This is a genomic window from Pseudomonas sp. KBS0710 (assembly GCF_005938045.2).
Taxonomy (GTDB): Bacteria; Pseudomonadota; Gammaproteobacteria; order Pseudomonadales; family Pseudomonadaceae; genus Aquipseudomonas.
Genome location: NZ_VCCF02000001.1, coordinates 5,965,114 through 5,989,804, shown reverse-complemented (window position 1 = coordinate 5,989,804; position 24,691 = coordinate 5,965,114). Strand labels below are relative to the sequence as shown.

Sequence of the window (24,691 nt, the reverse complement as noted above, 5' to 3'; positions counted from 1 at the left end):
AAGTGAACCAGAACTGGCATGGCACCCTGATTCGCCACATGCTTCTGTTGATCACCGGCTGCTTGGTAGTGGGTTTGATCAGCGGTTATTACGGTTGGAGCCTGGCCGTTGGTATCGGCCTGTACCTGGGCTGGACCCTCAAACAATTGCTGCGCCTGCATGAATGGCTGCGCCAGCACAAACCCGACGAAGCACCACCCGACGGCTACGGCCTGTGGGGCGAGGTGTTCGACAGCATCTACCACCTGCAACGCCGCGACCAACGGGTTCGCGGGCGCCTGCAAGCGGTGATCGACCGGGTGCAGGAGTCCACCGCCGCGCTCAAAGACGCGGTGATCATGCTCGACAGCGACGGCAACCTGGAGTGGTGGAACCGCGCCGCCGAGACCCTGCTGGGCCTCAAGACGCCCCAGGACAGCGGCCAGCCGGTGACCAACCTGGTGCGCCACCCGCGCTTCAAGGAGTACTTCGAACAGGACAACTACGAAGAAGCGCTGGAAATCCCCTCGCCCACCAATGACCGTGTGCGCATCCAGCTGTACCTGACGCGCTATGGCAACAACGAGCACCTGATGCTGGTACGCGACGTGACCCGCATTCACCAGTTGGAACAGATGCGCAAAGACTTCGTCGCCAACGTCTCCCACGAGCTGCGCACGCCATTGACGGTGATCTGCGGCTATCTGGAGACGCTGCTGGACAACGTCGACGAGATCAACCCGCGCTGGAGCCGTGCCCTGCAGCAGATGCAGCAGCAGGGCTCACGCATGCAAACCCTGCTCAATGACCTGCTGTTGCTGGCCAAGCTGGAAGCCACTGATTACCCATCGGACAACCATCCGGTGGCGGTGCAAAGCCTGCTGCAGACCATCAAGAATGACGCCCAGGCGCTTTCCGGCGAGCGCGGGCAACAGATCACACTGGAAGCCGACCCGCAGGTGTTGCTCAAAGGCAGCGAAGGTGAGTTGCGCAGCGCGTTTTCCAACCTGGTGTTCAACGCCGTGAAGTACACCCAGGACAAGGGCAATATCCGCATCCGCTGGTGGAGCGACGAGCACGGCGCACACTTGAGCGTGCAGGACTCCGGCATCGGTATCGACGCCAAGCACCTGCCGCGCCTGACCGAACGCTTCTACCGCGTCGACTCAAGCCGCAACTCCAACACCGGCGGCACCGGGCTGGGCCTGGCGATCGTCAAACACGTGCTGTTGCGCCACCGCGCACGGTTGGAGATCAGCAGCGTGTTGGGCCATGGCAGTACTTTTACATGCCACTTTCCGCCGGCGCAGGTGACCCGCTCGCGGGTGATCGGTACAGATGAATAACCTGAAAACGACGCTGGACTAAGTGTGGGAGCTGGCTTGCCTGCGATAGCGGTGGGTCAGCTGAAAATACGTCAACTGACAGTCCGCTATCGCAGGCAAGCCAGCTCCCACATTGGATTTGTGTGGTTTGACAGAAGGCTTTCCACGCCCCGCCCGGCAGCGGGCACTAGGCAAGCGCCCCGTCAGCCGCTACATTGGCCGACTTGCGCCTGCCTTTCAGGCCTGTCTGTCACCCCTTATTGAACACACGGAACCTGCAAAACCCCATCATGGACCCTTCCCCTGGTATCACCCTCGCTACACTCTTCGCCGATTTCGGCATGATTCTTTTTGCACTGATCCTGGTACTGCTCAACGGTTTCTTCGTTGCGGCGGAATTTGCCATGGTCAAACTGCGCGCCACCCGGGTCGAGGCCATCGCCCACAAGAACGGCTGGCGCGGGCAGATCCTGCGCACCGTCCACAGCCAGCTCGACGCCTACCTGTCGGCCTGCCAGCTGGGTATTACCCTCGCCTCCCTGGGCCTGGGCTGGGTCGGTGAACCGGCCTTTGCGCACATCCTCGAGCCATTGCTGGGCGCCATCGGCGTGCAGTCGCCTGAAGTGATCAAGGGCGTGTCGTTCTTTGCCGCCTTCTTCGTGATTTCCTACCTGCACATCGTGGTCGGTGAATTGGCCCCCAAGTCCTGGGCAATTCGCAAACCCGAGCTGCTGTCGCTGTGGACGGCGGTGCCGCTGTACCTGTTCTACTGGGCCATGTACCCGGCGATCTACCTGCTCAACGCCAGCGCCAACGCCATCTTGCGTATCGCCGGCCAAGGCGAGCCTGGCCCGCACCATGAGCACCATTACAGCCGCGAAGAACTCAAGCTGATCCTGCACTCCAGCCGTGGCCAGGACCCAAGCGACCAAGGCATGCGCGTACTGGCTTCGGCCGTGGAAATGGGCGAGTTGGAAGTGGTGGACTGGGCCAACTCCCGCGAAGACCTGGTAACCCTGGACTTCAACGCCCCGCTCAAGGAAATCCTCGCCCTGTTCCGCCGCCACAAATTCAGCCGCTACCCGGTGTATGACGCCGACCGCAACGAGTTTGTCGGCCTGCTGCACATCAAGGACCTGCTGCTGGAACTGGCCGCCCTGGAACACATTCCCGAGTCGTTCAACCTGGCCGAGCTGACCCGCCCGCTGGAGCGCGTATCGCGGCACATGCCGCTGTCGCAGCTGCTGGAGCAGTTCCGCAAAGGCGGCGCGCACTTTGCCCTGGTGGAAGAAGCCGACGGCAAAGTCATCGGCTACCTGACCATGGAAGACGTGCTGGAAGTGCTGGTCGGCGATATTCAGGACGAACACCGCAAGGCCGAGCGCGGCATCCTCGCCTACCAGCCAGGCAAGCTGCTGGTGCGTGGCGATACGCCGCTGTTCAAGGTCGAGCGCCTGCTGGGCGTGGACCTGGACCACATCGAAGCCGAAACCCTGGCGGGCTTGATCTACGACACGCTCAAACGCGTGCCGGAAGAGGAAGAAGTGCTGGAAGTTGAAGGCTTGCGCATCATCATCAAGAAGATGAAAGGGCCGAAGATCGTGCTGGCCAAGGTGTTGTTGCTCGATTGACGCCTTAATTGCCCAACGCAAAGTTGGGCAATCTACCGACCGGCTGGTTGAACTCATACGGAATCGAAACCAGCCCGGCCTCGGAAACCTTCTGCACCACAAAGTGCAGGTGCGGCCCGCTGCTGTTGCCGGTATTGCCCGACAACGCCAGCGGGCTTCCCACTACTACACGCTGCCCTGCCCTGACGCTGACCGAACCTTGCTTGAGGTGCAGATACACGCCCTCGGTGCCGTCATCGTGACGTATGCGCACGAAATTTCCTGAGGCGTCACCGCCGCGTCCCGCCTGCTGGTTTTCAGTCTTCACCACCACACCGCTGCGTGCCGCAATGATCGGCGTGCCTTCCGGCATGGCGATGTCCATGGCGTAGCGGCTCCTGGCATCGGTGTGGCTGAAGCTGCCGTTTGGGCCTTGGGTCAAGCGAAACGGCCCACCACGCCAGGGCAAAGGATAGCGATAGGCCTGTTGTGGGTAACTCGATCGTGGGATATCCAGCACTGGCCGTTCAACCCGCTCAACCTTACGCTCCAGCATCACGAACGCCTGGGCGCCCGGCGTTTGCCGGTCGCTGAAAGACACCACGCCATTGGCATCGGTGGATTTGTAGAGGGTCATGGCCAGGGTCGACGTGCAAACCGAGACCAGCCCACAGAACAGGACTAGGCGAATGAACATGGCGTACCTGCCGGGATGACTGAACGGCAGGCTAGCAAGGGTTGATGACAACACTGCGTGAAGCACAGAAGATCAACTGTGGGAGCGGGCTTGCCCGCGATAACGGTGTGTCAGGCGCACATCAAGTGGCTGATATATCGCTATCGCGGGCAAGCCCGCTCCCACATGGGTTAAGTGTCGCTCTGTAGATCACGCACCCGGCACAAAGTGCTTCTGCGCCGTACCGCGCGCGATCAGGCGGGAGATGTAGTCGAGCTTCTGCGCATCCTGGTCGATAAACCGGAAAGTCAATTGCAGCCAGTCGCTGTCGGGCCTTGGCTCATAGGCGACGACGGCGTGCAGGTAGCCGTTGAGGCGCGCGACTTCGGCGTTTTCGCCTTGCTCAAGGTCGAGTACGGCGCTTTCCAGTACCTGGGGCAGCACTTCGCCGCGACGGACCACCAGCAGCGCTTCCTTGATGCTCAGCGCCTTGATTACGCATTGCTGGTTGCCGCTGGACAGCCGCAACTGGCCTTGGCCGCGACCGCCGGCAGGCGAGGCTGCAGGCGCTTGCACCGGTTGGCTGTTGAGCAGGCCTTTGCTTGGGGCCGCCACTGGCGCCGGTTTGGCCGCCTCGGGCTTGCCGCCGGTCAGGGCGTTCAGGGAGTCGTTGCCGAAGGCCGAATTCATCTTGGTCGGCGCGCTGGCGATCAGGGCGTCGAGGCGGCCGATCTTGTGCAAAGCCTGCTTGACCTTGTTCAACAGCTGCTCGTTGGTGAACGGCTTGCTGACGTAACCGGAAACCCCGGCCTGAATGGCCTGCACCACGTTTTCCTTGTCGCCACGACTGGTCACCATCACGAACGGCATGGCCTTCAGGTGCGCTTGCTCACGGCACCAGGTCAACAGTTCAAGGCCGGACATCTCAGGCATTTCCCAGTCGCACAGCACCAGGTCGAAGGTCTCGCGCATCAGGATGGATTGCGCCTTTTTGCCGTTCACCGCGTCTTCAATCTTGATGCCCGGGAAGTAGTTGCGCAGGCACTTCTTCACCAAATCGCGGATAAACGAGGCGTCGTCCACCACCAATACACTGACTTTACTCATCGACCCTTCATCCTATTAAAACGTCGGCATGCAAAACGCCTGACTGATGGCATTTTGCCAAAACCCGCTGGTCACAGAAGGACTTTATTGCTCCTGCTGCGCAAAAAATTCAGATGCCACAAACGAAAACGCCCGACCAAAGGCCGGGCGTTATTTTCTCGGGCAACCTTACTTATCGTCAGATTCGCCCGGAACATTAGGGATTTGATCAGCAGTGCCCTCAACTTCGGCTTTCATGCGCTTGAGGCCCATGTGCCGCACGTCGGTGCCGCGCACCAGGTAAATCACCAGTTCCGAGATATTACGGGCGTGGTCACCGATACGTTCCAGGGAACGCAGCACCCAGATGATGTTCAAGACCCGCGAGATAGAGCGCGGGTCTTCCATCATGTAGGTGGCCAACTCGCGCAGTGCGGTCTTGTATTCGCGGTCGATGGTTTTGTCGTATTGCGCTACCGACAATGCCAATTCGGCGTCGAAGCGGGCGAACGCGTCCAGCGCATCACGCACCATATTGCGCACTTGGTCGCCGATGTGGCGCACTTCCACATAACCGCGTGGCGCTTCGCCTTCTTCGCACAGCTGGATGGCACGGCGGGCGATTTTGGTGGCTTCGTCGCCGATGCGCTCCAGGTCGATCACCGACTTGGAGATGCTGATGATCAAACGCAGGTCGGAGGCCGCCGGCTGGCGACGGGCCAGAATGCGCAGGCATTCTTCGTCGATGTTGCGTTCCATCTGGTTGATCTGGTCATCGATCTCGCGCACTTGCTGGGCCAGGCCCGAGTCGGCCTCGATCAGCGCGGTGACCGCATCGTTGACTTGCTTCTCCACCAGCCCGCCCATCGCCAGGAGGTGGCTGCGCACTTCCTCAAGCTCGGCGTTGAACTGCGCGGAGATGTGGTGGGTAAGGCCTTCTTTGCTAATCATGTTGGCGTCCTTGGAACGTCCGGTAAGGTGCGGAGAACCGCAGCATTCAATGCAATCAGAACCACCGCGTACTAGCCGTAGCGACCGGTGATGTAGTCTTCGGTCTGCTTCTTCGCCGGGTTGGTGAACAAGGTGTCGGTGTCGCCGAATTCCACCAATTTGCCCATGTACATGAACGCGGTGTAGTCGGAAACCCGCGCCGCCTGTTGCATGTTGTGGGTCACGATGACGATGGTGAACTTGGATTTCAGCTCGTAGATCAGCTCTTCAACTTTAAGTGTCGAGATCGGGTCGAGTGCCGAGCACGGTTCGTCGAGCAGCAATACTTCCGGCTCCACGGCGATGGTACGGGCGATCACCAGACGCTGCTGCTGGCCGCCGGACAGGCCGAGTGCCGATTCATGCAGGCGGTCTTTGACCTCGTCCCACAGCGCCGCGCCTTTCAAGGCCCACTCAACGGCTTCGTCGAGGATGCGTTTTTTGTTGATGCCCTGGATGCGCAGGCCATACACCACGTTTTCGTAGATGGTCTTGGGGAACGGGTTCGGCTTCTGGAACACCATGCCCACGCGACGACGCAGCTCGGCCACGTCTTCGCCTTTACGGTAGATGTTGCTGCCGTAGAGGTTGATCGCGCCTTCTACGCGGCAACCGTCAACCAGGTCGTTCATGCGGTTGAAGGTGCGCAGCAACGTGGACTTGCCGCAGCCGGACGGTCCGATAAAGGCGGTCACGCGTTGCTTGGGGATGTTCATGCTGACGTCAAACAGCGCCTGCTTCTCACCGTAGTACAGGCTCAGGCCCGGCACTTCGATAGCCACGGTTTCCTGGGCCAGGCTCAGGCTCTGCTTGTCGCGACCCAGGGCTGACATGTTGATGCCGTGGGAATGGGTTTCATGTTGCATGGGATGCTCCCTGTGCTACCAATTCGTTTGGTTGAACCGCCGGGGCGGTTTACTCAAGTTCTTTGTCTGGCGCCGATCCTTGTGGGAACTGGCTTGCCTGCGATGCGGGCGCCGCGGTCTTTCAGAAACACCGCAGTGATGCCATCGCAGGCAAGCCAGCTCCCACAGGGGATCGCATTAACTGTCCAGTGCTTTGTATTTTTCGCGCAGGTGGTTACGAATCCACACCGCCGACAAGTTCAGCGTCGCAATCACCAGCACCAGCAGCAGCGCGGTGGCGTATACCAGCGGGCGTGCCGCTTCGACGTTGGGGCTCTGGAAGCCGACGTCATAAATGTGGAAGCCCAGGTGCATGATCTTCTGGTCCAGGTGCAGGTACGGGTAGTTGCCGTCCAGCGGCAGCGACGGTGCCAGCTTGACCACACCCACCAGCATCAGCGGCGCCACTTCACCGGCGGCACGGGCCACGGCGAGGATCATGCCGGTCATCATCGCCGGGCTGGCCATCGGCAGCACGATCTTCCACAGCGTTTCCGCCTTGGTCGCGCCCAGTGCCAGGGAACCTTCACGCACGGTGCGGGGAATCCGCGCCAGGCCTTCTTCGGTGGCCACGATCACTACCGGTACGGCCAGCAGCGCCAGGGTCAGCGAGGCCCACAACAGGCCCGGTGTACCGAAGGTCGGTGCCGGCAGGGCTTCGGCGAAGAACAGGCGGTCAACCGAGCCACCCAGTACATACACGAAGAAGCCCAGGCCAAACACGCCGTAAACGATAGCCGGTACGCCGGCCAGGTTGTTCACCGCGATACGGATAATGCGGGTCAGCGTGTTCTGCTTGGCGTATTCACGCAGGTACACCGCCGCCAGCACGCCGAACGGGGTCACGATCATCGCCATGATCAGGGTCATCATTACGGTGCCGAAGATGGCCGGGAAAATCCCGCCTTCAGTGTTGGCTTCCCGTGGGTCGTCGCTCAAGAATTCCCAGACCTTGCTGAAGTAGAAACCCACCTTGGTCAGGGTGCCCATGGCGTTCGGCTGGTAGGCGTGCACCACTTTGCCAATACCGATTTCGATTTCTTTGCCGTTGCCGTCGCGGGCTGTCAGGCTGTCGCGGTTGAACTGGGTGTGCAGGTCGGCCAGTCGCGCTTCGATGTCCTGGTAACGGGCATTCAGCTCGGCGCGGCCGGAGTCCATGTCAGCCTGGGCGGCAGCGTCGAGCTTGCCTTCCAGCTCCAGCTTGCGGCCGTGCAGGCGGATGCGCTCAAGGCCTGCGTTGATCGCGCCGATGTCGGTTTTCTCAAGACTCTTGAGCTGGGCCGCCAGCTTGTTCACACGGTCGACGCGGGCTTGCAGCTCCGGCCATGCGGCTTCGCCTTCGGCGATCACCTTGCCGTCCTGCTTGACGTTGACCAGGGTGCCGTAGAAGTTGCCCCACTCACGACGTTCAATGGCCATCAAGTTCTTCGGCGTGGTCTGGTCTTTCAACCACTCGCCGACGATCCAGGTGAAGTCGTTGCCATTCAAGTCGCGGTTACCGACCTTGATCAGCTCGCGGGTCATGAATTCCGGGCCTTGGTCCGGCACCGGCAGGCCCGCGCTTTTCAGGCGTTCGCGCGGCACTTCTTCCTTCTGCACCACTTCGCCGATGACGATATGGTTTTCCTGGCCAGGCACGCTGTAGTTGGCCTGGATCAGGTCGGCCGGCCAGAAGTGGCCCAAGCCACGCACGGCAATCACGGCCAGCAAACCAATGGTCATGATGACCGCGATGGACACCGCGCCACCGCTGATCCAGACGCCAGGGGCGCCGCTCTTGAACCATCCATTCAGGGAGTTCTGTTTCACAGACTTCTACCTTTCTTAAAGCGACGAGTATTTCTTGCGCAGACGCTGACGAATCAGCTCCGCGAGGGTGTTCATGATGAAGGTGAACAGCAGCAGCACCAGCGCCGAGAGGAACAGCACGCGGTAGTGACTGCCACCGACTTCCGACTCAGGCATCTCCACCGCAACGTTGGCCGCCAATGTGCGCAGGCCTTCGAACAGGTTCATCTCCATCACCGGCGTGTTACCGGTGGCCATCAGCACGATCATGGTTTCACCCACTGCGCGGCCCATGCCGATCATCAGTGCGGAGAAGATGCCCGGGCTGGCGGTCAGGATCACCACGCGGGTCATGGTCTGCCATGGCGTGGCGCCCAGGGCCAACGAGCCCAGGGTGAGGCCGCGCGGCACGCTGAACACGGCGTCTTCGGCGATGGAGTAGATGTTCGGGATCACCGCAAAACCCATGGCCAGGCCGACTACCAGTGCGTTGCGCTGGTCGTAGGTAATCCCTAAGTCGTGGGAGATCCACATGCGCATGTCGCCGCCGAAGAACCAGGTTTCCAGGTACGGGCTCATGTACAGCGAGAGCCAGCCCACAAACAGGATCACCGGGATCAGGATCGCGCTTTCCCAGCCATCCGGAACCCGCAGGCGGATTGACTCAGGCAAACGGCTGAAGACAAAACCGGCGACCAGGATGCCAATCGGCAGCAACATCAGCAGGCTGAAAATCCCCGGCAAGTGCCCTTCTACATACGGCGCCAGGAACAGGCCGGCGAAGAAGCCGAGGATCACCGTCGGCATTGCTTCCATCAGTTCGATCACCGGCTTGACCTTGCGGCGCAGGCTCGGGGCCATGAAGTAAGCGGTGTAGATTGCCGCAGCCACCGCCAGCGGTGCCGCCAACAGCATGGCGTAGAACGCAGCCTTGAGGGTACCGAAGGTCAGCGGGGCCAAACTCATTTTGGGTTCGAAGTCAGTGTTGGCGGCGGTCGATTGCCAGACGTATTTAGGCTCGTCGTAGTTTTCGTACCAGACCTTGCTCCACAGCGCGCTCCAGGACACTTCCGGGTGCGGGTTGTCGAGCAGCAGCGGTTGCAGCTTGCCACCGGCTTCGACGATCACGCGGTTGGCGCGTGGCGACATGCCGAACAGACCTTGGCCATCCACCACAGGGTCGACCAGCAAGGTGCGATGCGCGGTGCTGTGGAACACGCCGAATTTGCCGGATGCGTCCAGGGCGGTGAAGCCTTTGCGACGTTCCTCGGCGGTGATTTCGACGATAGGCGCGGTGCCCATCTGGAAGGTGCGGATCTGCTTCAGGCGTTGCTCGCCGTCCGGGTCACGGGCCATGAACCACTGGGCCAGGCCACCCTTGGAGTTACCGACGATCAGCGAGATACCGCCCACCAGCTGGGTGCTGGCGGTGATTTCAGCGGCGCCGTCTTCCAGCAGTTTGTAGCGACCGTTGAGGCTGTTGTCGCGCAAGCTGAAGACGTCAGCGAGGGCACGGCCGTTGATTACATACAGCCACTGCTGACGTGGGTCGACGAAAATCGCCTTCACCGGCTCGGTCATTTGCGGCAGCTCGATGCGCTTCTGCTCGCTGGTGACTTCACCGGTCATCATGTTTTCTTCGCGGCTCAGGCTCAGTACGTTCAAGAACGAACCGGCGGAGCCTGCCACCACCAGCGATGAATCGGTGGCGTTGAGCGCGACGTGCTCCAGCGGGCGGCCCTGCTCGTCAAGGACGATAGGCGTTTCGCCATAAGGGTATTCAATGGCCGGCGTGATGGTCTTTTTGCCGTCCGGGTAGGACACCTTATAGGTGTGACGGAACACCAGGGACTGGCCATTGGACAAACCGAGGATCACCAACGGGCTGCCGGGCTGGTCCTTGCCGATCGAAACCACGGTGGCGCCCGCAGGCAGCGGCAGGTCGACACGCTTCAATTCGGCACCGGTGCTCACATCAAAGAACAGCGCCTGGCCCTTGTCGGAAACCCGCATGGCCACTTGGTTCTGTTCTTCGAGGGAGATCATCAACGGCTTGCCGGCATCCTGCATCCAGGCGGGTGTCAGCGCGTCTTCCTTGGTCAGCGAGGCACCTTGGAACAGTGGCGCGACTACATAAGCCAGGAAGAAGAAGATCAGGGTAATCGCGCCGAGCACGGCGAGGCCGCCGATCAACACATACCAGCGGGTCAGGCGATCTTTGAGCGCGCGAATGCGGCGCTTGCGTTGCAGCTCAGGCGTATTGAAATCAATACGCTTGGGGGGAGAAGTCGTCGTCATGGTGGAATTGGCCAGATCATTCATGCGCACACCCTAGCGATCCTGTATGACAGAAAGATGACAATGCAGTGACGCAACAAAGCCGCCGCGTAGCAGAGCTGGCAGCGGACTAAAAAATTAGGGATGCGGGACCGGCGAACCGATCCCGCGCAGGCAACTTAGTTGCCTTCTTTCAGGCCCAGGTCAGCCAGTGCCTTGGCGGCAACTTTGGCTGGCAGTGGGATGTAACCGTCTTTCACTACTACTTCCTGGCCCTGTTTGGACAGAACCAGTTTCACGAACTCAGCTTCCAGCGGGGCCAGAGGCTTGTTCGGGGCTTTGTTAACGTACACGTAGAGGAAGCGCGACAGCGGGTATTTGCCGTTAAGGGCGTTTTCTTCGCTGTCTTCGATGAAGTCAGTGCTGCCTTTTTTGGCCAGGGCCACGGTCTTCACGCTGGCGGTTTTGTAGCCGATGCCCGAGTAACCGATGCCGTTCAGCGAGGAGCTGATCGACTGCACGACCGATGCCGAGCCTGGTTGTTCGTTGACGTTTGGCTTGTAGTCGCCTTTGCACAGGGCTTCTTCTTTGAAGTAGCCGTAGGTGCCGGATACCGAGTTACGACCGAACAGCTGAACTGGCTTGTTGGCCAGGTCGCCGGTCACACCCAGGTCACCCCAGGTTTTAACGTCGGCTTTAGCGCCGCACAGACGCGTCGAGGAGAAGATCGCGTCGACTTGTTCCATGGTCAGGTGCTGGATCGGGTTGTCCTTGTGCACGAACACGGCCAGGGCATCCACGGCAACCGGGATAGCGGTTGGCTTGTAGCCGTACTTCTGCTCGAAGGCCGCCAATTCGGTGTCCTTCATTTTGCGGCTCATCGGGCCCAGGTTGGAGGTGCCTTCAGTCAGCGCAGGAGGTGCAGTGGCGGAGCCGGCAGCCTGAATCTGGATGTTGACGTTCGGGTATTCCTTTTTGTAACCCTCGGCCCACAGAGTCATCAGGTTAGCCAGGGTATCGGAGCCGACGCTGGACAAGTTGCCCGACACACCAGTGGTCTTAACGTAAGCCGGAATTGCCGGATCAACACCAGCGGCCACCGCGTTGGCGGTCGCAACGCCAGCAGCGACAAAAGTCATTGCCGCCATCAAACGTTTCAGTTTCATGCCTTGCTCCTAGCAGATAGGGATAGTTGGATCGGGGCCAAGTATCGGTAGGCCGTGTGAACACTCTATGTCTGGAATATGACAATTAGATGAAAGGCCAGTATTTGTGAAAAACCTGACAGGAAGGGGAAAGTGCAATAAATCCGGGGCTTGCGAGGAGGTTTGACGGCTGAAGCGATGTTTCAGAAACACTCTGTAATCGTTGGCAGAGCCAAAAACCTGTGGCGAGGGAGTTTGCTCCCTCGCCACAGGGTTATATCAGCGCCCGCGTTTCCACAGGTAGCCGCCCACCGCCATCCCCATCACACACAAGACAGCCACGTAGTAAGCAGGCCCCATCGGGCTTTCCTTCATCAGCAGCGATACCGCCAATGGCGTCAGGCCGCCGAATACGGCATAGGCCACGTTGTAGGAGAACGATAAGCCGCTGAAACGCACCACCGGCGGGAAGGCTTTCACCATTACGTAAGGCACTACACCGATGGTGCCCACGAACAGGCCGGTCAATGCGTACAACGGGAACAACCAGTCCGGGTGGGCCATCAGGCTGTGATACAGCGTCCAGGAGGTGGCCAGCAGCAATGCGCAACCGGTGACCAAAACGCGACCGGCACCAAAACGGTCAGCCAGCGCGCCGGAAGCGATACAGCCCAGGCTCAGCGTAACGATCGCCAGGCTATTGGCTTGCAACGCCACGGTCGGGCTGAAGTGGTAGACGGTTTGCAGCACGGTCGGGGTCATCAGGATGACCACAACCACACCCGCCGACAGCAGCCATGTCAGCAGCATCGACAGCACAATGGCGCCACGGTGGTCACGCAGTACCGCGCGCAATGGCAGTTCGGCAGCCAGGGTTTTGCGCTGCTGCATCTCAGCGAAAATCGGTGTTTCATGCAGCCAACGGCGCAAGTACACCGACATCAGGCCAAACACACCGCCCAGCAGGAACGGGATACGCCACGCGTAATCCGAGACCTGCTCCGGGGTATAGAGAGTGTTGATGGCGGTCGCCACCAGCGAACCCAGCAAAATACCGGCGGTAAGGCCGCTGGTCAGGGTGCCGCAGGCATAGCCGATGTGGCGCGGCGGCACGTGTTCGGAGACGAACACCCAAGCGCCAGGTACTTCGCCGCCAATGGCGGCGCCCTGGATGACGCGCATCAACAGCAACAGCAGCGGCGCCCACAGGCCGATCTGTGCGTAGGTCGGCAGCAGGCCCATGATCAGGGTCGGCACGGCCATCATGAAGATGCTCAGGGTGAACATTTTCTTGCGGCCCAGCAGGTCACCAAAGTGCGCCATGATGATGCCGCCCAGCGGGCGTGCCAGGTAGCCGGCGGCGAAGATGCCGAAGGTCTGCATCATGCGCAGCCATTCAGGCATGTCGACGGGGAAGAACAGCTTCCCGACCACGGTGGCGAAAAACACGAAGATGATGAAGTCGTAGAACTCCAGCGCCCCGCCCAAGGCAGACAGCGACAGGGTTTTGTAGTCGTTGCGGGTCAGCGGGCGCGAAGGTTGCGCACTGCTTGCAGGCACGGAGGACATGGCAAGGCTTCTCTTATTGTCAGGACGGCGAACGCGAGACCCCGGCAAGCGCCGGGGTCGATTCGGCACGATAACAAATCGCCCGCAAAAGCACAGCGTTGCTTAACGCCCGCGTTTCCATAGGCAGTCACCGATAGGCGCTCGCGGGAACGGTAGGCATATCGGGCTTCTCTTCTAAAGGTGCTGACCCGGATAACAGTCCGGATGCCGCAAATATTCCCGGCGATAGGCACAGTTTCTGCAAAAAGCCGCGATACAGCGCAGATTTGCCGACCAAATGAGCTTGCAGAGGTCGTCGCCGCCACAGGGTCTCGATATACTCGGCCCGTGCAAGCGCCAAACCCGCTGTCTTGAGGGGCTGCTGTGCCAAAACGTTGTTGGATGACCCTAAGGGTGTGTTCCAGCCGCTTTGGCAGAGTTTCCCTTTAGTGCGCCTTACGAGAAACGTATCGAGCGGTGTAGGTTGGTGCTGAAACGTTTTTCCAGAAGACGGCTATCCACTTGAAATACCCATGAAGCGTCACGGGTCAGAGGCACCCTCGGCATGATCGAATTCGAACAAGAAGATCCTATCCCGCAAGGCGATCTCGCCTTGCAAATCACCGCACTGCCGCGTGAAACCAACGGATTTGGCGATATCTTCGGCGGCTGGCTGGTCGCGCAGATGGACCTGGCCGGCACGGCCATGGCCAGCAAGGTCGCCGGCGGCCGCGTGGCTACCGTGGCCATTGATCGCATGGCGTTCCTGGTGCCGGTGGCGGTGGGCGCGCAGCTCTCCTTCTATACCCAGGCCCTGGAAATCGGCCGTAGCTCGATCCAGATGATGGTCGAAGTGTGGAGCGACGACCCGCTGTCCAGTGAATGGCGCAAAGTCACCGAGGCGGTGTTTGTGTTTGTCGCCATCGATGGTAGCGGCCGCACGCGTTCGGTGCCTTCACGCGCGCGTTAAACCTCGCCGGGTTTTGACGGTCAATTGCCCCATTGCCTGCCATAAAGAGTGCTTTGTATGCCTGTGCCCCACGTTGAAAGCGTAAAAATCGACGAGTTGGACTGCTGGCGCATTCGCCACAACGGCGCCGAACTGATGGTGGCCCAACAGGGCGCGCACATCTTCAGTTACCAGCGCCAGGGCGAACAGCCGCTGATCTGGCCGAACCCTGAAGCGGTGTTCAAGCAAGGCAAAGGCATTCGCACCGGTGTGCCGGTGTGCTGGCCGTGGTTTGGCGTATTTGATCGCAACCCGCAGAGCGTGAAAGCGATGCGCCAGAGCGAGCAACCGGCCGGTGCCCATGGTTTTGTGCGCACGGCATTGTGGGCGTTGGCGGCGAGCGAACTTGAGGGCGAAGCGCTACGGGTGGATTTGGTGTTGCCAGTTCCCGAGGGCGGCTTCCCCGGCTGGCCGCATCAGGTCGACCTGACACTGAGCCTGCTGCTGGACGACCAACTGCACATCCGCCTGACCAGCCACAACCTTGGCACCGACACCGTGACCCTCAGCCAGGCATTGCACACTTACTTTGCCGTGAGTGACGTGCGCAAGGTGCAAGTTGAAGGGTTGGATGGACTCGCGTATATCGACACCGCCGATGGCTGGGCCGAGAAGAAGCAATCCGGCCTGCTGCACTTCAGCGCCGAGACTGACCGCATCTACCTGGATACGCCGGCGCAGTTGAATATTGTCGATGCAGATTGGCAGCGCCGCCTCCAGCTCACCAGCCAGGGTTCGAACTCGACCGTGATCTGGAACCCATGGACCGAACGCGCCAAGGCGTTTGATGACATGGCCGATGATGGCTGGCAGGGCATGCTGTGCATCGAGACGGCGAATGTGCTGGATGATGTGGTGAGCTTGGCGCCGGGCGAAAGCCATACTTTGGGCGTGAGCATCACCAGTATCGGCCTGTAAACCCAATCAAAAATGTGGGAGCGGGCTTGTGTGGGAGCCGGGCTTGCCCGCGATACAGGCGCCTCGGTGTATCAGTGAAACCGAGGCGATCTTATCGCAGGCAAGCCAGCTCCCACACAAGCCCGCTCCCACATTGGGTTCTGCGTCATGGTCTAGAGATCGGACTCTTTCACTACCCTGACCTTCCCCGCATCCAGCGCATACGCCGCGTCCGCCAGGTCATTGTTGACTTTCTCCACCTTCAATGTGCCCGTCACCCACAGTGGCGTGTAGATATCATCCAGCTTCAGCCCCTTGGGATAACGCACCAGCACCAACTGGTTAGGCGGCGGTGGCGGCACGTGGATGCAGGCGCCTGGGTACGGCACCAGGAAAAACAGCGTGCTGCGGCCCTTGGCGTCAGTTTCCAACGGCACCGGGTAGCCGCCGATGCGAATGTTCTTGCCGTTCATGGCGGCCACGGTCTTGGTCGAGTACATCACCGCCGGCAAGCCTTTGCTTTGCTTCAAGCCACCTTTGTCGGTGAACGTGCCTTGGGCTTCGGGGGAGTTGTGGTCGATCTCGGGCATGGCTTCGAGGGCTTTCTGGTCTGAAAGCGGCATCAGCTCGAGCCAATCGGTTTCCGGCAGTTCGCCGGCGTGCGCCAGGCCAGAGCCCAACAGGAGGAGTGTGAATAAAAGACGGCGCATGAAAAAGCTCGGCAAGTTCAGATGCCGAGCATTCTAGCCCTCTGCGCCTGCGCAGCGCAGAGGGCTTTGTCGCTTAGATCATTTCTTTTTCAGCAGGCCGTAGATCACCAGCAGCACGATGGCGCCGATCAGCGCGCCGAGGAAGCCCGCGCCTTGACCCGCCTGGTAGATGCCCAGGGCCTGACCACCGTAGGTGGCGACCAGGGAACCTGCGATGCCCAGCAGGATGGTCATGATCCAGCCCATGCTGTCGTCGCCAGGCTTGAGGAAACGCGCCAGCAGGCCGACGATCAAGCCGATAAAGATGGTTCCGATGATACCCATGGCATTTCCCTCTGAATGAAGTGAACTACACGAAAGCCTAGTCAGACTTTAGCGTCCTGCAATCAGAGAGGCGGCGATAACCAATGGTTCCCGCCACCCCAAAGGTTATTGCTCGGCGATCAACGCTTCGACCTTGAGGATCTGCGCTTCAAGGGTCGCACGGTCCTTGCAACGCAGGTTGGCGTGGCCGACCTTGCGCCCGAGCTTGAACGCCTTGCCGTAGTGATGCAGGTGGCAGTCATCAATGGCGATGACTTTTTCCACCGGCGGTACGACGCCGATAAAGTTGAGCATCGCGCTCTCGCCAACCTTGGCCGTGGAGCCCAACGGCAAGCCTGCCACCGCCCGCAGGTGGTTTTCGAACTGGCTGCACTCGGCGCCTTCGGTGGTCCAGTGCCCGGAGTTATGTACGCGCGGGGCGATTTCGTTGGCCTTGAGGCCGCCGTCGACTTCAAAGAACTCGAACGCCATCACGCCGACATAATCCAGCTGCTTGAGCACACGGCTGGAATAGTCTTCGGCCAGGGCCTGCAACGGGTGGTCGGTGCTGGCCACGGACAGCTTGAGGATGCCGCTGTCGTGGGTATTGTGCACCAACGGGTAGAAGCGGGTCTCGCCATCGCGGGCGCGCACGGCGATCAGCGACACTTCACCGGTGAACGGCACGAAGCCTTCCAGCAGGCAGGCAACGCTGCCCAGTTCGGCAAAAGTACCAACCACATCGGCAGCGGTGCGCAGGACTTTCTGGCCCTTGCCGTCATAACCCAATGTGCGGGTTTTAAGCACGGCCGGCAGGCCGATGCTGGCGACGGCCGCTTCCAGGTCCGCTTGGGACTGGATATCGGCGAAGGCCGGGGTCGGAATGCCCAGGTCCTTGAACATGCTCTTCTCGAACCAGCGGTCGCGAGCGATGCGCAAGGCTTCGGCGCTCGGGTACACCGGCACGAACTGCGACAGGAAGGCCACGGTTTCGGCCGGGACGCTTTCGAATTCGAAGGTCACCAGGTCGACTTCATCGGCCAGTTGGCGCAGATGGTCGGGGTCGCTGTAGTCAGCGCGCAGGTGTTCACCCAAGGCCGCCGCGCAGGCGTCGGGCGCCGGGTCCAGGAAAGCGAAGTTCATCCCCAGCGGGGTGCCCGCCAAGGCCAGCATGCGACCCAGTTGGCCGCCACCGATTACACCGATTTTCATCAATCAATACCTTCAGGCGATACGTGGGTCTGGGTTGTCCAGCACGCTGTCTGTCTGCTCAGCACGGAATTTTTTCAGCACCGCGTGAAACTGCGGGTGCTTGGCGCCCAGGATGCTGGCGGACAGCAACGCGGCGTTGATCGCGCCGGCCTTGCCGATCGCCAGGGTGGCCACCGGAATACCGGCCGGCATCTGCACGATGGACAACAGCGAATCCACGCCCGAGAGCATCGACGACTGCACCGGCACACCGAGCACCGGCAGGTGGGTCTTGGCCGCACACATGCCTGGCAGGTGCGCCGCACCACCGGCACCGGCGATGATCACCTCGATGCCACGGGATTCTGCTTCATCGGCATACTGGAACAGCAAATCCGGGGTGCGGTGGGCAGAGACCACTTTCACTTCATACGGAATGCCGAGTTTTTCCAGCATATCGGCGGTGTGGCTAAGGGTGGACCAATCGGACTTGGAGCCCATGATCACGCCAACCAATGCACTCATCGTCGTGCCTCTTCTCTCTGGGCGCCCGCAGGCGCGTCAAAAAACAACAAGCCACGCGGGAAATCCGGCGTGGCTTGGTGTACGAATTAAGGCCGGTTGGACCGGCCGAAGGCCGCGCAGTATACCGTAATAATCCAGATAAACAGCCCCTTGGATGACCATCTGTCTTACGGCGCAAAGTGGCGGTTTTATTGACTTTCAAGTCAGCGAACACAGCGCAATTTTCCTATGGAAATTGGATCAATGTGCTCAGGTGTTTTGTGCAGCCCCGCCTTCAAGCTTGCGCCACAGCAACCGCACATTCGCCTTGCGCACCAGCGCACAGCGATACAGACGAATCTCCAGCGGCACGTGCCACTGCTGGCCGCCGCACACCACCAGTTCGCCGCGCGCCAGTTCGGCACGCACGCTCAACTGCGGCACCCAGGCAATGCCCAGGCCTTCCAGGGCCATGCTCTTGAGACTGTCTGCCATGGCAGTTTCGTAAATGGTGGTGAAACGCAGGGCGCGCTGTCGCAACAGCAGGTTCACTGAGCGTCCAAGAAACGCACCGGCACTGTAGGCCAGCAACGGCACACTGCCCTCACCTTCCAGGTCGAACAAAGGCTTGCCATCGGCATCGGCGGCGCACACCGGGAGCATCTCGGTGTTGCCCAGGTGCAGCGACGGGAAGATTTCCGCGTCCATCTGCATCGCCGCATCCGGGTCGTAGAACGCCAGCATCAGGTCGCAGCCGCCCTCACGCAATGCGTGAACCGCGTCGCCAACGTTGGTAGCAACCAAGCGCGTGGCGATGTTCAAGCCCTCATTGCGCAGTTGCGCGATCCAGCGCGGGAAGAAGCCCAATGCCAGGGAGTGGGCGGCGGCCACTTGCATGACTTCGCCTTGCCCGCCTTCCAGATGATGCAAATGGCGCAGCACTTCACCGAGCTGTTCGACCACCGTGCGCGCGGTGACCAGGAACAACTGCCCCGCCGCCGTCAGCTCGACTGGCGTGCGCGAGCGGTTGACCAGGGTCAGGCCCAACGCGGCTTCCAGGCTGCGGATGCGCCGGCTGAACGCCGGCTGGGTCACAAAGCGCCGCTCCGCCGCCTGGGAAAAGCTGCGGGTGGCCGCCAGGGCGCTGAAGTCTTCCAGCCATTTGCTCTCAAGGTTCATCACTTCCTCCCACGGGTATGCACCATTTTGGCACACACGCCCGCCATGATAACCGGGTCACACCTACATTATGCCGTTTGTGCATAGGCCAGTGCTGAACAGCATTGGCCCAAAAACTTCTACAAGCCTAGCATTCGCAGCGTTCCGGCCTGTTCCGGGTCCATATCGAGATGATTTCCGTCATGTCCTCCGCTGCATCATTCCGCACAGAAAAAGACCTGCTTGGCGTACTCGAAGTACCAGCTCAAGCGTATTACGGCATCCAGACCCTGCGAGCGGTGAATAACTTCCGCCTCTCGGGCGTTCCGATTTCGCATTACCCGAAATTGGTGGTCGGCCTGGCAATGGTCAAGCAAGCAGCCGCTGACGCCAACCGCGAGTTGGGCCAGCTCAGCGAAGCCAAGCACGCTGCTATCAGCGAAGCCTGTGCCCGTCTGATCCGCGGCGATTTCCACGAAGAGTTCGTGGTGGACATGATTCAAGGCGGCGCTGGCACCTCAACCAACATGAATGCCAACGAAGTCATCGCCAACATCGCGTTGGAGGCCATGGGCCACAACAAGGGCGAGTACCAGTACCTGCACCCTAACAACGACGTGAACATGGCGCAGTCGACCAACGACGCCTACCCGACCGCGATCCGCCTGGGTCTGCTGCTGGGCCATGACGCGCTGCTGGCCAGCCTCGACAGCCTGATCCAGGCGTTCGCCGCCAAAGGCGTCGAGTTCGGCCACGTGCTGAAAATGGGCCGCACCCAATTGCAAGACGCCGTGCCGATGACCCTCGGCCAGGAATTCCGCGCCTTCGCCACCACCCTGGGTGAAGACCTGGCGCGCCTGAAAACCCTGGCGCCAGAGCTGCTGACCGAAGTAAACCTGGGCGGCACCGCCATCGGCACCGGCATCAACGCCGACCCGCGCTACCAGGCCCTGGCCGTACAACGCCTGGCGCTGATCAGCGGCCAGCCGCTGGTTCCGGCTGCCGACTTGATCGAAGCCACCTCCGACATGGGCGCTTTCGTGCTGTTCTCCGGCATGCTCAAGCGTACGGCGGTGAAGCTGTCGAAGATCTGCAACGACCTGCGCCTGCTGTCCAGCGGCCCACGCACCGGCATCAACGAGATCAACCTGCCGGCACGCCAGCCAGGCAGCTCGATCATGCCCGGCAAGGTCAACCCGGTGATCCCGGAAGCCGTGAACCAGGTAGCGTTCCAAGTCATCGGCAACGACCTGGCGCTGACCATGGCAGCCGAAGGCGGCCAACTGCAGTTGAACGTGATGGAGCCGCTGATCGCTTTCAAGATCTTCGACTCGATCCGCCTGCTGCAACGCGCCATGGACATGCTGCGCGAACACTGCATCGTCGGCATCACCGCCAACGAAGCACGCTGCCGCGAACTGGTGGAACACTCCATCGGCCTGGTCACCGCGCTGAACCCGTACATCGGCTATGAAAACGCCACCCGCATTGCGCGTATCGCCCTCGAAAGCGGCCGCGGCGTGCTGGAACTGGTGCGCGAAGAAGGCTTGCTCGACGACGCCATGCTCGACGACATCCTGCGCCCCGAAAACATGATTGCCCCACGCTTGGTCCCGCTGAAGGCCTAAGCGTTTGATGCACCGCTCACCAGGTTGAGGGACTAGACACCTCTCACCTTTTGAGGGCCTGAAGGCTCGTTCTTCAGGCCCTTTTTTTTGCCCCAAGGTTGTGAAATGAAGCCCATAAAAAATCCAATATCGCCCTGCAAACCCTCCTTGCCTGCAACCGCCTGGCTGAAACCTTTAATCGCCCCGTGCAGACGGATCACGCTCGCCTAGGTATAGTGCCGCCCCTCTTCGCGTCTGCGGCCGTCGGTAACGAGGCCCGGATACAACGCGAAAGCGCATGAATAACAACACCCGCAAAAGGATTGGGGTCGAACCGTCGCGCACTGCCTGGTGCTATGTGAGGGATCGGACCGTCCTGCGTTTGCCATTAGAAAAATCAGCGAGGAACACTCCATGCTCGAAGTCATCAACGACTTCCTCTCAGGGAAAGTACTGATCGTGCTCATTGTCGGGCTCGGCGGTTATTTCACGATCCGCTCGCGTTTCGTACAGTTGCGTCACTTTTTCCACATGTTCTCGGTGTTTAAAGACAGCCTGAAGAGCAGCTCCGGCCAGCTCAGTTCCTTCCAGGCGCTGATGCTCAGCCTGGCCGGCCGCGTGGGTGCCGGTAACATCGCCGGTGTCGGCATTGCCGTGACCCTGGGTGGCCCGGGTGCCGTGTTCTGGATGTGGGTCACCGCGCTGGTGGGCATGTCTTCGAGCTTTATCGAGTGCTCCCTCGGCCAGTTGTACAAGCGCACCGATGCCGAAGGCACCTACCGTGGCGGCCCGGCGTATTACATCCAGCACGGTTTGCAGAAGCGCTGGCTGGGTATGGTCATGGCGTTCCTGTTGCTGGTGACTTTCGGTTTTGCCTTCAACGGCCTGCAAGCCCACGCCGTGACTCACTCGCTGAACAACGCCTTTGGCCTGGACACCACCTACACCGGCCTGGCGCTGGCGGTATTGCTGGGCCTGGTGTTTATCGGCGGGATCAAGCGCATCGCTTCGATCGCCGACCTGCTGGTGCCGGTCAAGACCCTGGTCTACATCGCTGTGACCCTGTACGTGATCGTGCTGCAATTCGACCACGTGCCGGCCATGCTCGCGACCATCGTCAAGAGCGCTTTCGGCCTCGACCAAGCCTTCGGTGGCTTGGTGGGCAGCGCGATCATCATGGGTGTGAAGCGCGGCGTGTTCGCCAACGAAGCAGGTTTAGGCAGTGCGCCTAACGTGGCAGCAGTGGCCTCGGTAGAGCACCCGATCGCCCAAGGCGTGGTGCAAGCGTTCAGCGTGTTCCTCGACACGTTCGTGATCTGCACCTGCACCGCGTTGCTGATCCTGCTCTCCGGCTTCTACACCCCAGGCTTTGAAGGCGACGGCATTGCCCTGACCCAGAACTCCCTGGCGGCGGTGGTCGGGGACTGGGGCCGCATGTTCATCTCGGTGGCCCTGGCGTTGTTTGTGTTCACCTCGATCATGTACAACTACTACCTGGGCGAGAGCAACCTGCGCTTCCTGGTGGGCAACAACCGCAAGGTGCTGATGGGTTACCGTGCGCTGGTGCTGGTGCTGATTTTCTGGGGTTCGATCGAGAACCTGAGCACCGTGTTCGCCTTCGCCGACATCACCATGACCCTGCTGGCGTTCGTGAACCTGTTCGCCCTGGCGTTCCTGTTCAAGATTGCCATGCGCATCCTCAATGACTACGACAACCAGCGCGCGGCGGGCATCAAGACGCCAGTGTTCGACTCCAGCCAGTTCCCCGACCTGGACCTGGACCGCAAGGCCTGGCCGGCCAACCCGGCAAAGCCGGAAGCAGCCGCCTCGGCTGAACTGAGCGCTCAGGCGCAACGTTAATCACCGTTAGATGACACGCCGCCCGGCCTTGGGCATGCTCTGGGCCCGGCGGCGTTTTTCGTTCAGGAGATTTTTCATGCAACCAGCTAACAACGTGATGGTGCTCTACACCGGCGGCACCATTGGCATGCAGGCCAGCGCCAACGGCCTGGCGCCGGCGTCGGGTTTTGAGGCACGCATGCGCGAACAGCTCGCCGATGCAGCAGTGCCCATCTGGCGCTTTCAAGAGATGTCGCCGCTGATCGACAGCGCCAACATGACGCCCACCTATTGGCAGCATCTGCGCAGCGCCGTGGTTGAAGCCGTGGACGCAGGCTGCGATGCGGTGCTGATCCTGCACGGCACCGACACCCTGGCCTACAGCGCGGCAGCCATGAGTTTTCAACTGCTGGGCCTGCCGGCGCCGGTAGTCTTCACCGGCTCCATGCTGCCGGCCGGCGTGCCCGACAGCGATGCCTGGGAAAACGTCAGCGGCGCGTTGACCGCGCTGGGCGAAGGCTTGGCGCCGGGCGTGCAGCTGTACTTTCACGGCGCGCTGATGGCCCCGACCCGTTGCGCGAAGATCCGCAGCTTCGGTCGCCACCCGTTTGCAGCCCTGCAGCGCAATGGCGGCGTCGCCCAGGCCGACATGATCCCGGCCGCACTGCATTACCGCCAGCCCAAAGCCTTGGCCAATGTCGGCGTGTTGCCGCTGGTTCCGGGCATCGCTGCCGCGCAACTGAACGCGTTGATCGACAGCGGCATCCAGGCGCTGGTGCTGGAATGCTTCGGCAGCGGCACCGGGCCGAGCGATAATCCTGAGTTCCTCGCCAGCCTCAAGCGTGCGCAGGATCTGGGTGTGGTCGTAGTCGCAATCACCCAATGCCATGAAGGCGGCGTGGAGCTGGACGTGTACGAAGCTGGCAGCCGCTTGCGTGGCGTGGGCGTGCTGTCCGGTGGCGGCATGACCCGCGAAGCGGCGTTCGGCAAGCTCAATGCCTTGCTCGGCGCCGGGCTTGAGGCCAGCGAAGTGCGCCGTCTGGTGGAACTGGACCTGTGCGGCGAACTGAGCTGACCGGCATATAACTTGCTGCCCTTCCAGCCATCCCCTGGCTGGAAGTTCCCATGCTGCATTCCCACCTCACCACCCTCAATGCTGTTTCGCTGGTGCTCAGCACCTTCAAAGGCTTGCCCCACGAAGCACTGCTGGCCGGCAGCGGCATCTGTGCGGCGGACTTGAGCCGGGCCGACACGCGCATCACCACCAATCAGGAAATGCGCGTGTGCGCCAATGCCGTGGCCCTGCGTCGCGATGTCGGCTTGGAGCTGGGCGCACAAATGCATGTGTCGGCTTACGGCATGCTCGGTTACGCCCTGCTCACCAGTGCCACCTTTGGTGACGCGTTACGTTTGGCGCTGCGGTATCCGGCGTTGTTGGGAACACTGTTCGAGCTGAGCCTTGAAGAGGACGGCGAGCGCATCTGGTTCACCGCTGGCGACTACCGGGAAAACCCCAGCCTGGAAATGTTCAACGTCGAGCTGTGCCTGGCGTCATTGAAAGTGATCTGCGACGACCTGCTCGGCCAGCCTCTGCCCTTACTGGCTGCACGTTTTGAACATGACGCCCCCGACTACCGCGCGCGCTACGCCGAACGCTTCCCCTGCACGTTGCAATTTCAGGCCACCGCCAATGCCTTTGCCTTCGATAAACACTGGCTGGACCAGCCTCTGCCCCTGGCCGACGCCATCACCCACCAGGCCATGGCCGAGCGTTGCCGTAAACAAAACCTGGAGTTCACCGGGCGCCAGGCCTGGCTCGGCAGGATTCGCCAACTGCTCACCGCACAGCTCAACGCCGCGCCCGGCCTGGAGGGTTTGGCCGAACAGATGAACTGTTCAGCGCGCACCCTGCGCCGGCATCTGCATGACCTGGGTTGCAGCTACCAGGAGCTGCTGGACGAGCTGCGTTTCGAGCGCGCCAAGCAACTGCTGGCCGAGGACCAGTGGCCGATCTACCGGATTGCCGAGGCACTGGGTTTTAGCGAAACCGCAAGTTTCAGGCATGCCTTTGTGCGTTGGAGCGGCGTGGCGCCGAGCCAATTTCGAGCGTAAGGCTCCATCAGGGGGCGAATTTCGGACAGGCA

21 protein-coding genes are annotated in these 24,691 nt (G+C 60.9%); 8 read left to right on the top strand and 13 right to left on the bottom strand.

The window, feature by feature from the left end; all coding sequences use genetic code 11:
- Nucleotides 1-38 precede the first annotated feature (38 nt).
- Nucleotides 39-1,325, top strand: coding sequence for a phosphate regulon sensor histidine kinase PhoR (gene phoR / locus FFI16_RS27240; protein WP_218178145.1), 1,287 nt, complete (start codon nt 39-41; stop codon nt 1,323-1,325).
- Nucleotides 1,326-1,594: 269 nt separating this feature from the next.
- Complete coding sequence (locus tag FFI16_RS27235; RefSeq protein WP_138813269.1) at nt 1,595-2,935, top strand: hemolysin family protein; 1,341 nt, start codon at nt 1,595-1,597, stop codon at nt 2,933-2,935.
- A gap of 4 nt (nt 2,936-2,939) precedes the next feature.
- Here the strand turns inward: FFI16_RS27235 and FFI16_RS27230 are convergent, their stop codons facing one another.
- The 8 genes from FFI16_RS27230 to FFI16_RS27195 form a co-directional block, all read right to left on the bottom strand.
- Complete coding sequence (locus FFI16_RS27230) at nt 2,940-3,611, bottom strand: peptidoglycan DD-metalloendopeptidase family protein (protein WP_138813268.1); 672 nt, start codon at nt 3,609-3,611, stop codon at nt 2,940-2,942.
- A 189-nt stretch (nt 3,612-3,800) separates the two neighbouring features.
- Nucleotides 3,801-4,697, bottom strand: coding sequence for a response regulator (locus tag FFI16_RS27225; protein ID WP_138813267.1), 897 nt, complete (start codon nt 4,695-4,697; stop codon nt 3,801-3,803).
- 168 nt (nt 4,698-4,865) lie between these two features.
- Nucleotides 4,866-5,627: a phosphate signaling complex protein PhoU gene (phoU, locus tag FFI16_RS27220; RefSeq protein WP_053258703.1), complete on the bottom strand. Its 762-nt coding sequence runs from the start codon at nt 5,625-5,627 to the stop codon at nt 4,866-4,868.
- Between the two features lie 71 nt (nt 5,628-5,698).
- Nucleotides 5,699-6,532 (bottom strand): phosphate ABC transporter ATP-binding protein PstB, encoded by an 834-nt coding sequence (gene pstB / locus FFI16_RS27215; RefSeq protein WP_138813266.1) that lies wholly within the window; start codon nt 6,530-6,532, stop codon nt 5,699-5,701.
- Between the two features lie 177 nt (nt 6,533-6,709).
- Entirely contained in the window at nt 6,710-8,380 is a 1,671-nt protein-coding gene (gene pstA, locus FFI16_RS27210; protein ID WP_017135800.1) for a phosphate ABC transporter permease PstA, read from the bottom strand.
- 15 nt (nt 8,381-8,395) lie between these two features.
- Nucleotides 8,396-10,429: an ABC transporter permease subunit gene (locus FFI16_RS27205; protein ID WP_178112755.1), complete on the bottom strand. Its 2,034-nt coding sequence runs from the start codon at nt 10,427-10,429 to the stop codon at nt 8,396-8,398.
- 386 nt (nt 10,430-10,815) lie between these two features.
- On the bottom strand, nt 10,816-11,802 hold the full coding sequence (locus tag FFI16_RS27200) for a phosphate ABC transporter substrate-binding protein PstS (protein WP_017135798.1): 987 nt from the start codon (nt 11,800-11,802) through the stop codon (nt 10,816-10,818).
- Between the two features lie 258 nt (nt 11,803-12,060).
- Nucleotides 12,061-13,350 (bottom strand): MFS transporter, encoded by a 1,290-nt coding sequence (locus tag FFI16_RS27195; RefSeq protein WP_138813264.1) that lies wholly within the window; start codon nt 13,348-13,350, stop codon nt 12,061-12,063.
- Between the two features lie 544 nt (nt 13,351-13,894).
- On the opposite strand from FFI16_RS27195, the gene FFI16_RS27190 reads away from it, so the two are divergent.
- Entirely contained in the window at nt 13,895-14,299 is a 405-nt protein-coding gene (locus FFI16_RS27190; protein ID WP_138813263.1) for an acyl-CoA thioesterase, read from the top strand.
- Between the two features lie 57 nt (nt 14,300-14,356).
- On the top strand, nt 14,357-15,256 hold the full coding sequence (locus tag FFI16_RS27185) for a D-hexose-6-phosphate mutarotase (RefSeq protein WP_138813262.1): 900 nt from the start codon (nt 14,357-14,359) through the stop codon (nt 15,254-15,256).
- A 152-nt stretch (nt 15,257-15,408) separates the two neighbouring features.
- On the opposite strand, the gene FFI16_RS27180 is transcribed toward FFI16_RS27185, so the two are convergent.
- From FFI16_RS27180 to FFI16_RS27160, 5 genes are all read right to left on the bottom strand, one after another.
- The gene (locus FFI16_RS27180) at nt 15,409-15,945 is read right to left on the bottom strand and encodes a DUF3299 domain-containing protein (RefSeq protein ID WP_138813261.1); all 537 of its coding nucleotides are present in this window, start codon (nt 15,943-15,945) and stop codon (nt 15,409-15,411) included.
- A 78-nt stretch (nt 15,946-16,023) separates the two neighbouring features.
- On the bottom strand, nt 16,024-16,269 hold the full coding sequence (locus FFI16_RS27175) for a GlsB/YeaQ/YmgE family stress response membrane protein (RefSeq protein WP_058424295.1): 246 nt from the start codon (nt 16,267-16,269) through the stop codon (nt 16,024-16,026).
- 105 nt (nt 16,270-16,374) lie between these two features.
- The gene (locus tag FFI16_RS27170) at nt 16,375-17,460 is read right to left on the bottom strand and encodes a 5-(carboxyamino)imidazole ribonucleotide synthase (RefSeq protein WP_138813260.1); all 1,086 of its coding nucleotides are present in this window, start codon (nt 17,458-17,460) and stop codon (nt 16,375-16,377) included.
- Between the two features lie 12 nt (nt 17,461-17,472).
- Nucleotides 17,473-17,964: a 5-(carboxyamino)imidazole ribonucleotide mutase gene (purE, locus tag FFI16_RS27165; RefSeq protein WP_003195648.1), complete on the bottom strand. Its 492-nt coding sequence runs from the start codon at nt 17,962-17,964 to the stop codon at nt 17,473-17,475.
- 249 nt (nt 17,965-18,213) lie between these two features.
- Nucleotides 18,214-19,122 carry a LysR substrate-binding domain-containing protein gene (locus FFI16_RS27160; protein ID WP_138813259.1) on the bottom strand — a complete coding sequence of 303 codons (909 nt, stop codon included), beginning with the start codon at nt 19,120-19,122 and terminating at the stop codon, nt 18,214-18,216.
- Between the two features lie 182 nt (nt 19,123-19,304).
- On the opposite strand from FFI16_RS27160, the gene aspA reads away from it, so the two are divergent.
- The 4 genes from aspA to FFI16_RS27140 all read left to right on the top strand — a co-directional run bounded on the left by aspA (nt 19,305) and on the right by FFI16_RS27140 (nt 24,659).
- Nucleotides 19,305-20,729, top strand: coding sequence for an aspartate ammonia-lyase (gene aspA / locus FFI16_RS27155; RefSeq protein ID WP_017135792.1), 1,425 nt, complete (start codon nt 19,305-19,307; stop codon nt 20,727-20,729).
- A 393-nt stretch (nt 20,730-21,122) separates the two neighbouring features.
- Entirely contained in the window at nt 21,123-22,568 is a 1,446-nt protein-coding gene (locus FFI16_RS27150; RefSeq protein WP_138813258.1) for a sodium:alanine symporter family protein, read from the top strand.
- Between the two features lie 76 nt (nt 22,569-22,644).
- Nucleotides 22,645-23,622 (top strand): asparaginase, encoded by a 978-nt coding sequence (locus FFI16_RS27145; protein ID WP_138813257.1) that lies wholly within the window; start codon nt 22,645-22,647, stop codon nt 23,620-23,622.
- A 50-nt stretch (nt 23,623-23,672) separates the two neighbouring features.
- Nucleotides 23,673-24,659, top strand: a complete 987-nt coding sequence (locus FFI16_RS27140) for an AraC family transcriptional regulator (protein WP_138813256.1) — start codon at nt 23,673-23,675, stop codon at nt 24,657-24,659.
- Nucleotides 24,660-24,691 lie beyond the last annotated feature (32 nt).